The organism is Marisediminitalea sp. (assembly GCF_984433645.1).
Genome location: NZ_CFIDRX010000055.1, coordinates 14,811 through 23,945, shown reverse-complemented (window position 1 = coordinate 23,945; position 9,135 = coordinate 14,811). Strand labels below are relative to the sequence as shown.

Annotated in this window: 11 protein-coding genes; 6 read left to right on the top strand and 5 right to left on the bottom strand. The window is 50.2% G+C overall.

Going from position 1 to position 9,135, the window contains the following annotated elements:
- Positions 1-469, top strand: a 469-nt coding sequence (gene msrA / locus AC4MRN_RS09200) for a peptide-methionine (S)-S-oxide reductase MsrA (protein ID WP_491203101.1), incomplete at its 5' end; no start/stop codon positions are given.
- Between the two features lie 38 nt (positions 470-507).
- On the opposite strand, the gene AC4MRN_RS09195 is transcribed toward msrA, so the two are convergent.
- A complete protein-coding gene (locus tag AC4MRN_RS09195) occupies positions 508-906 on the bottom strand; it encodes an energy transducer TonB (RefSeq protein WP_073325184.1) in 399 nt (132 codons plus the stop codon).
- 28 nt (positions 907-934) lie between these two features.
- Entirely contained in the window at positions 935-1,384 is a 450-nt protein-coding gene (locus tag AC4MRN_RS09190; protein ID WP_073325183.1) for an Lrp/AsnC family transcriptional regulator, read from the bottom strand.
- A gap of 197 nt (positions 1,385-1,581) precedes the next feature.
- Here AC4MRN_RS09190 and AC4MRN_RS09185 point away from each other — a divergent pair, with 197 nt between their 5' ends.
- On the top strand, positions 1,582-2,424 hold the full coding sequence (locus AC4MRN_RS09185; protein WP_491203100.1) for a PhzF family phenazine biosynthesis protein: 843 nt from the start codon (positions 1,582-1,584) through the stop codon (positions 2,422-2,424).
- 68 nt (positions 2,425-2,492) lie between these two features.
- Here AC4MRN_RS09185 and AC4MRN_RS09180 read toward each other — a convergent pair whose 3' ends face one another.
- Positions 2,493-3,635, bottom strand: coding sequence for an esterase-like activity of phytase family protein (locus AC4MRN_RS09180; RefSeq protein WP_155013607.1), 1,143 nt, complete (start codon positions 3,633-3,635; stop codon positions 2,493-2,495).
- Between the two features lie 233 nt (positions 3,636-3,868).
- On the opposite strand from AC4MRN_RS09180, the gene AC4MRN_RS09175 reads away from it, so the two are divergent.
- The 4 genes from AC4MRN_RS09175 (at position 3,869) to AC4MRN_RS09160 (ending at position 7,604) form a co-directional block, all read left to right on the top strand.
- On the top strand, positions 3,869-5,719 hold the full coding sequence (locus AC4MRN_RS09175; protein ID WP_491203102.1) for a metallophosphoesterase family protein: 1,851 nt from the start codon (positions 3,869-3,871) through the stop codon (positions 5,717-5,719).
- A 21-nt stretch (positions 5,720-5,740) separates the two neighbouring features.
- Positions 5,741-6,283, top strand: a complete 543-nt coding sequence (gene fldB / locus AC4MRN_RS09170) for a flavodoxin FldB (protein WP_255052671.1) — start codon at positions 5,741-5,743, stop codon at positions 6,281-6,283.
- A complete protein-coding gene (locus AC4MRN_RS09165; protein WP_155013606.1) occupies positions 6,273-7,067 on the top strand; it encodes a CLCA_X family protein in 795 nt (264 codons plus the stop codon). Before fldB ends, AC4MRN_RS09165 begins: the two co-directional genes overlap by 11 nt.
- Positions 7,068-7,202: 135 nt before the next feature.
- Complete coding sequence (locus tag AC4MRN_RS09160) at positions 7,203-7,604, top strand: ExbD/TolR family protein (protein WP_073325179.1); 402 nt, start codon at positions 7,203-7,205, stop codon at positions 7,602-7,604.
- Positions 7,605-7,654: 50 nt separating this feature from the next.
- Here AC4MRN_RS09160 and AC4MRN_RS09155 read toward each other — a convergent pair whose 3' ends face one another.
- Positions 7,655-8,386, bottom strand: coding sequence for a tRNA1(Val) (adenine(37)-N6)-methyltransferase (locus AC4MRN_RS09155; RefSeq protein ID WP_491203099.1), 732 nt, complete (start codon positions 8,384-8,386; stop codon positions 7,655-7,657).
- Positions 8,387-8,406: 20 nt separating this feature from the next.
- Positions 8,407-9,033 carry an NAD(P)H-binding protein gene (locus tag AC4MRN_RS09150; RefSeq protein ID WP_255052685.1) on the bottom strand — a complete coding sequence of 209 codons (627 nt, stop codon included), beginning with the start codon at positions 9,031-9,033 and terminating at the stop codon, positions 8,407-8,409.
- Positions 9,034-9,135: the final 102 nt, after the last annotated feature.

The following is a 9,135-nucleotide window of genomic DNA, read 5'->3' as shown; positions in this document are numbered from 1 at the left end:
GGTACAAGGTATTGAACTGGCTACGTCTGGTTATGCCGGAGGCGAGGTGGATTCACCCACTTACGAACAGGTTTGTAAGGGTGATACGGGCCATGCAGAAGTGGTCAGGCTTACCTATTATCCCGATCAAATCAGCTACCGTGAGATTCTGGAAATCTTTTTCGCGCTACACGACCCAACGCAATTAAACCGTCAGGGTAACGATGTAGGCACCCAATACCGCAGCGCAATCTTCTATCACGACGAAGAACAGAAAGCTGAAGCCGAAAAAATCATTGCAGAAATAACCGAAGAACAGATTTGGCCAAACCCGGTAGTCACTGAAGTAACCCCGCTGAACAATTACTTTGCGGCAGAGGACTATCATCAGTCTTACTTTAAAAACAACCCGCAAAACCAGTATTGTGCCATGGTGGTGGCACCGAAACTGGCGAAGTTTAAAAAGACCTTTGCTCAGCGTCTGCGTTAAAAATAATTAGCCCCCGACATACCGGGGGCAACTACGCGTTACTCGAACTGATAATCCAATCTGACTACATGGCAGGTACTTTTTCCGGGCGTATATTGCCACTTTGATAGCGCCTGAACCGACGTCACCACAAAAATATCCGATGGCGAGACTTCAATCACATTGATGTTGACGGGTTTACCTTCGGCGGACAGGTCATATTCAAGCACGGCATACCCTTCAATACCGTCTCGTGCTGCTTTAGCGGGATAACGGGGTGCACCGGTGGAGACCAGACGCTTCTCAACCGAGCTAGCCAGATTTTCTTCTTTTGTACGCTCAGGAATACCGCAACGAGATGGGTAGGTAATGACGTTACCCGATGCTTCATCATCAGCCAGCGCGAACTCTAGCGGTAACAAGGTCATGAATAGCAAAGTCCGGAGTAATAATTTCATTGGCGTTCCTTATCCTGTTGTTGTTGATTTAATCTGGAATAAGCGGTGGTAACCGCGGCTCTATAACGTGAGATTTAATAATCGAGGTATGGGTTTCTGCACAATCGTGCAGCGGTAGCAGCACGTCATCTAACTCTGCCACATCGGTGAGGGCCAGCTTTGCCACAAAGCAATCATCCCCGGTTACCCGCTCACAGCTCATAAACCGCGGTTGCTGTGCTATCAGCTTTTCGACTTTGTGAAGTTCGCCACTGCGGGGCTTAATTCGCACCAGCGCCTGCAAGGTGTAACCCAACGCACGCAAATTGATTCCGACGCCAAATCCGTCGATAACACCATTGTCTTTTAAACGTCGCACACGTTCACCTACTGCCGGGCCGGATATACCCACCTGCTTTCCAATATCGGCGAAGCTCTGTCTCGCATCCAAATTTAAGTGCTCAAGAATAGCGCGATCGAGGTGATCGATTGTCTTCATGTCATCGTGCTCCTGACCTTGTTGAGCATGAAAAGTAAAAGTACTAATTTACTGCTATATCAAAAGCAATATAGTGGATTAGCCCGCAAAATCACAGTGAATCCAGCGCATTCGCCTTGCTACACTATGTAACGAATATTCACTCAACCCTTTGCATAACGTCATGACGGCTTGTTATTTTTTTGGAGACATAACATATGAATTTACAACGTGTAGCCGCGTTTAGCCGCGGTGAACAAGGTGGTAACCCCGCTGGCGTAGCATTGCTGACTGAGCCACTGAGCGACAAGGATATGGCGCGCATTGCAGCAGAAGTAGGGTATTCGGAAACCGCCTTTGCATACCCTTTGTCGGCCGACCGAAAACACTGGCGGGTACGCTATTTTTCACCCGAATCCGAAGTGCCGTTTTGCGGCCACGCCACGGTTGCACTGGGCTCGGTACTGGGTGAAACCTATGGTTTGAGTACCTATGCGCTGAAAATTAATCAGGCGGATATTGAAGTCACCGCATCGCAAACCGAAGCAGGTATTGCGGCCGAACTCACATCGCCGCAAACCTACAGTAGAGCGCTGTCTGAAAAAGAACTCAGCGAGACGTTGGCGTTGCTAGGCCTGCAAGTCACAGATTTGGATGAACAGCTGCCACCAGCAAAAATTCACGGCGGTGCCGATCACATCGTATTACCCCTGCAACGACGCGATACCTTGTCTGCCATGCATTACGATCTGGACGCCGGTCGTGAACTCATGAATCGCCACGGCCTGGTGACTATTATGCTGGTGTACATCGAAGATGCGCAGACGTTTCATTCCCGTAATGCGTTTGCATCGGGTGGTGTACTTGAAGACCCTGCCACAGGCGCAGCATCAGCGGCCTTCGCAGGCTACCTTCGCGATAAGCAATGGCCACATGGCGGTAAGATTACGCTGTATCAGGGTGAAGACATGGGCGCACCGTCTGTCATTACAGTGGCTCTGACAGACGAACCCGGCGCACCGGTCTCAGTGTCAGGTTCGACGCGAAAAATTGCAGTATAAGCAGGCAACGCAGGTTGGCAAGATGCCTCCTGCGCTTACTATTCAAACCTGGCTAAATCAGGTCCCCCCTACTTAAACCAGGCGTCGTCGATGGGCATATTAAACAGCAACGGTGCCATGCCCTCGTAACGCGCGCGGTTAGCTTCACATTGCAGGTTTTTCATGTAATTAACTTTCCATGGGTCATTCACCAGCCACAGCGTATCACCAATCACTGCCAGTCCTTCAATAGACGCGTTGTCCATGATTTCCTGCTCTGCACAGTTTACCGGATCACCAGAAGGCGCACTGAATTGCAGGCTGATCTTCTTCGTCGGCAATGCGCCAGTCGTGTCAATAACCCAGAGTTCGTTGTCGTTTCTCGCCGCTGCTAGCAAGAAGCCTTTTCCTTCGGCGGGCGAATAGTACTCGAGTCCGTTAATGGGATGTCTGCCGCTGTCAAAGGTAGGAACCGCCAGCGCTGGGTCTGCCACTACCGCAAAATCAGTTTGTTGCCAGAACTCATCATTTAACTGCACGGTAAATATCCGCGGATTGCCGGCATTGTCGCGTTCCAGGCCCAGATACAAGGTGCCATCCTGACTCAATGCCATGCCTTCGATGCCGTCATTCGGAAAGTCCCCAACGGCAAACTCAAGCGGGAATTGCAGCGGACGGACATGGGTCATGCGGTAGCGGCCCTCGCTAGTCGCCTCCACTCTGACCAACAGCGTGGGATAGTCGGTCGAGCCGGTATTTTCAAAGCGCTTCTGGCAGTTATCGGACAGCGCGCCTGTGCGGGTGGCATCTTCCGTCACGGTGTAAAACACATTGTCGTCATTCGGGTCTGCGACCAGTGCTTCAAGGTCCGGTTCGTCTGACAAGTACTGAGCAAAACAACTGCGACGCACGCGGCCCGCCATCGACATAGCATCAACCTTTGGTGATAGCGTGGCACTCGCAGGGTCAATTTCGTGAATTTGCAGGCGTTGAGACTTAAGCGCACTGCCGTCGGAAATACTGTAAAGCTTTCCGTTACGATGCGTTAACCCTGACGTTTGGGGGTCTAGCATCACGCCGCCGTCGGCTTCCATAATCCATTTACCGGCTAATACAGGATCCGCCTTCGGCGCCTCTGGCATTGAGGCTTCAGTTGGCGCTTCGGCCGGCGCTTCACTGCAGGCCACCAGCACACTGAGTGCTGCACCCGCCAACAACCATGTTGATTTCATCTTTTCTTTCCCAATCATAGGGTTGATAATGGCAGTATCCTCGCCGATGGAAAGCGGTGGGTCAAGGCTGTTGAACCTAACGTACAGCAAGTCAAACGTACGTGACCACACTCAGCAGAGCCCGTATACTTTCCGTAGCACGTATGTCGCCGTCGCAATTAGTCATATTCATGTTTTCATTCTAAGGAGTGTTGGTTATTTCTGTTTCTCGTCCGTTGGTCATTGCCGGTCCGATGATCAGACACACCACCCGTGAGGCCTTTACGATTTGGCTGGTTACCTCAGAATCGGTAGCCCCTGACATCACGGTGAAAGTCGGCCAACAATCCTGCGCCGGAAATACAACACATGAACATATTCAGGTTGGCGAGCACGCCTTCATCAACTTGCTGACATTTCAGCCAGAGCAACCGCTGGATACCGCACAGCGTGTTGAATATGAGCTGCAGTTTGCCACAGCCGAACAGCAGACAGACTGGCAACACACGCTGTCGACATTACTGTATCCTGGGCAAAGTGCACTCAACTTTTGGGTGCCTGAAACGCTGTCGAATGTGCTCCATGGTTCCTGTCGCAAACCGCATCATCAGGACAATGACAGTTTGCTTCGAGTGGATGAACTCATAGCCCGGGAATTAGCGGGCGAACAAAAACGTCCCGACATGATGATCATGACCGGCGACCAGATATACGCCGACGACGTGGCCGGTCCCATGCTGCAAGCGGTGTTGCAAACGGTTAGCAACTACGGTTTGTTTCACGAAAATCTAGAGCAAGCTGTCATCCCCAATACCGAAGACTTGATTGGGCACCCCTATTGCTATTATCACCGGCAACAAATACTGCCGCAGGTTGCTACGAATACCGCACTCTCCAAGCTCTTTTTTGGCGCGAAAAAGAAACCGGTATTTACCTCGGTAAACGCCCAAAACCACTTGATTGGTCTGGCGGAAGTGTTGGCCATGTACCTGTTGGTATGGTCCGATTCACCTTGGGAAGAGATTTCGTTTAATGCAGAAGAAGTCCCTCCTGCATTTCGCAGCAAGTTTGAACAGGAACTTGGCATAATAGAAGCATTTGCCAGCCAGTTAACCCAGGTTCGCCGCGCATTCGCGCATATTCCAAACTACATGATTTTCGACGACCACGATGTGACCGATGACTGGAACCTGACCCGGGGCTGGGAACAGGAAGTCTACGGACATCCGTTGTCGCGCCGAATGGTAGGTAACGCGCTCGCGGGTTATTGGTTGTGTCAGGGTTGGGGCAATTCACCGGAGAAGTTTGAGTCAATATACCAGTTGGCCTCAGAGAGTTTTACTCCCGACGGACTAACAAAGCATGAAGACTTCATCGATGCGTTATTTGACTGGGAAGAATGGCATTACGGCTTAGACACCCAGCCGCCCGTGCAGGTTTTGGATACCCGTACCCGTCGCTGGCGCAGTGAATCCAGCCTGAACAAACCCTCGGGCTTGATGGACTGGGAAGCCCTGTGTGAATTTCAGCAACAAACGTTCGGTAAAGACGCCGTGATTGTGGTGTCAGCCGCACCCATATATGGGGTTAAGTTTATCGAGGTTATTCAGAAGCTGTTTACCCTGGCCGGCAAAGCGTTAACCGTAGATGCCGAAAACTGGATGGCGCATAAGGGCACCGCCAGCGTGATCCTGAATATCTTCCGACACTACAAAACACCGCCGCACTTTATTATTTTGTCTGGTGATGTGCACTATTCGTTTGTGTACGACGTGCGACTGCGGTTTCGCCGTAACAGCCCCAAAATCACACAGTTCACCTGCAGCGGCATTAAAAATACCTTTCCGAATACGCTTATCCGCTGTCTGGACACGCTGAACCAATGGTTTTACAGTGCCCGTTCACCGCTGAATATCTTCACCCGTCGGCGCAATATGTCGGTCCACGACCGCCACCCAGACTGCGCGCCAAACCAGGCGCTACTGAATCGTGCTGCCATTGGACAGCTGCTGATCGATCCAGATTGCGAGGAAGTACGTTGTTTAGCATTGTGTAGTGACGGAGAAACGGTAGAATTCCCGCCTGAGTCCGATGTCGATAACTAACCAGCGAGGCAATGCAACGCAATGAGTGATCCCGCACTGAAAATTGGCCTGTTTTACGGTTCCACCACCTGCTACACCGAAATGGCCGCAGAAAAAATTCAGGCACAGTTAAACAACATGTTTGATGAGCAGGTTGTGGATTTACACAACATCAAGGATGTGTCACTCAGTCAAACCGCCCAGTACGATATTTTAATTCTGGGTATCTCCACCTGGGATTTCGGCGAATTGCAGGAAGACTGGGAATCCAGTTGGGATGAGGTACATCAGCTCCCGCTAAGTGGCAAAGTCATTGCGTTATTTGGTTTGGGTGACCAGTACGGCTATGCCGACTGGTTCCAGGACGCGCTGGGCATGCTACACGATGCGATTGCCCCTTCAGGTTGTCAGTTCATTGGCTACACGGCGAATGAAGGATACGAATTTGCTAAATCCAAAGCGCTTATCGAGAACGACAGTAAATTTGTGGGCCTGTCACTGGATGACGAAAACCAGTTTCAACTCACCGACGAACGCATTGCACGTTGGTGTGAACAACTCGTAACCGAACTCAGTGAGCTCTAACACCCCACCCGGACGTTTACACCAGCACTATTATCGTAATGGCCAAAGTCATCGGGATGGCGCGGATGTCAGCTTTCACGACATCCGCCGGATGTTTGGCTTCCAGTCCATTACTATTGGTCGCTGGGTGACAGCAAAAGAACAACAGATCGCGGCCAACCTGTTTTTCGATGCACTGTACGATCTGATCGACATTTTACAGATCAACGAACAGGTGGTGTCATTGAACGGATCGCTGTCGCTGGCCTTTGGCACCGGCGGTCAAAAAAACGCCAACGCGCATTATCATCCGGCTAAACGTCAGCTGGCGCTGGCGAAAAACGCGGGCGGCGGCGCCCTTGCCCATGAATGGTTCCATGCGTTTGACCATTATATCAGCCAAAAATTTCTGGTAAGACCTCATCCCACTGCGTTTGCCTCTCAGGGCTGGCTGGACGACGCGGATCTGGTGGATCACCCGCTAAATCACAAGCTTGCAGCCTGTTTTCAGATCTTGTTTCTGTCGGCCGACGGCCATTCACCCAACGAGTATGTATTGCGTTCAGTTGAAGCTGATAAAGCATTGAAATGCTTCTATTTTGCGACTCCTCAAGAGCTTGCAGCACGCGCATTTGAAGCCTGTATTCAGGACCAAACCATCAAAAATGCCTTCCTGGTTCAGGGCACAAAAATGTCGGCTGAGGCTAGACTTGGCATTTATCCTCATGGTACCTTGAGATCACAGCTAAACGATGCCTTCAGGGTTTACTTTTACCAACTTGGTATGGCGCTGTCTGCTAAATAGTGTCGTTTTCTAACGAAAGTTATCGACAAATGCATTAAATCCATCGCACCTTGGTAATTTCTTTGTACAAATCACTACAGTTTTTTGTTACAAACAGTATACTAGGCGCACAAGTGTTAGAGATTAGAAAACCAAATGAAAAGAAAAAAGCATACATCCGGTGATGATGAAGCACAGGTCGACATGACTCCCATGTTGGACATCGTGTTCATCATGTTGATTTTCTTCATCGTAACCACGTCTTTCGTTAAAGAGAAAGGGTTAGATGTAAATCGTCCTGAGAACAAAAATCAGTCAAACAATCCTTCTAAGTCGCTGTCTATTCGCATCGACGAGATGGGTACCATTATCATGAATGGCCGCGAAGTTGACATCCGTCGCGTTATCGCAAACATTCAGACTTACCTGGCTGAAAACCCAACTGACTCTGCGGCTATCCAGGCCCACGAGAACACTGAACACGGTGTTGTGGTTGAGGTAATGAACCAGGCAAAAGAAGCGGGTATCAACAAGGTATCTGTACTGGTTAAGTCTTAAACCAGAATTGACTTGAAAAAAGCGCGTTTATCGCGCTTTTTTTGTGCCTGTCAAAAATTCAGATAAAACGCCTGACACAAAGTCTTAAACTCATCGGTGTAGCTGTTGTCTTCGTTTCTTATCGTTAGCGAGTGTATCTGTGTAAAAGAAGCCATGGCAGACAATCGATAGACACTGACCTTTGGCAAACTGTCTGCCTTATTGTGAACATCCCAGCGCTGATCAACGAATAACCCGGCATCACTTGCGGCATTAACCACATCGTTATGCCGTTGATGAGGATAGACGCAATAAACACTCCCCTCGCCAGCCAGTAACCTGGCGCAGTGCCTGAAGAAATCCTCAATCCGCAAGCCATGTTCGAGGCGTGCGAGTTTTCTCTGCTCGTCCATGGTTTCATATGCGCGGGTTCTGTCATCATGCCCGGCAAAATAGGGCGGGTTGGAAATGATAAGATCATAACGAGCGTCAGGCTCGAAGTGGGCAATATCCTCTCGCTTAACACATAAACGCTCAGCCCAGGGACTTTGAGCAAAGTTAGTCTCCGCTTGTAATGCAGCCCGTTCATCAAGTTCAACCGCTTCCACTGTGCAGTTGGCATCGGACTTTTGCGCCATCATCAGAGCCAGTAAGCCGCTGCCTGTGCCAATGTCCAGAATACGCCTGGCGTGAACTGGCTCGGCAATACTGCCTAATATCAGGCTATCGGTGCCGACTTTCATCGCGCACTGTTCATGCGCAACGAAAAACTGCTTACATTGAAATCCTGCCGGTTTGGTCACCGAAACATCCACCTCTTACGCTATGAAAACGGCTGCAGTCTTATCATTTCCCGCGCCACCTGCTCAGGATACACAGCACGGTATTTTTTAAGGGGACCAACCATGATTGGCTTAAGTAACGTCAGGGTATTCGCCGTCACGCGTTCCAGCATGCGCTCATCCCCTTCTCGCTCACCAATCAACACACCTGGTCTCACTGCTGCAGCATGCTCCAACTGGGGCATGCGCAGAATCGCGTTTTCCAATTCGCCTTTCACCCGTAAGTAAAAGTGCTTACTTTTGGCATTGGCGCCCACCGCAGAGATCCACACGAAACCTTTAGCACGCTGGGCCCGGGCCAATTGCGCAGCGACGTGTACATATTCAAAATCGACCTTTCTGAACGCCTGTTTACTGCCAGCACGCTTCAGCGTTGTCCCCAAACAGCAATACACATGATCGACGGTAAAGTAGCCCTGGTAGGACTCCGGATCTTCAAAGTCGATCACCACAGGCTGTAGTTTGTTGTGCGGATCACGGTATTGTTGCTTTGCCAACGGTCGTCGCACCAAACAGGTAACGGATGCATAGCGAGGGTCATCGAGTAACTGCTGCAACAACTGCCTTCCCACCAACCCACTGGCACCTAAGATAAGTGCGCTTTTTATCAAACTCAAAGTGTGTCATCCTTCCGCGTTGTAAGTACCTATAATTAGAAACCATCCCCCTGTTTGGGATCATTTCAAACGACAGATAGTAGCCTATTCATG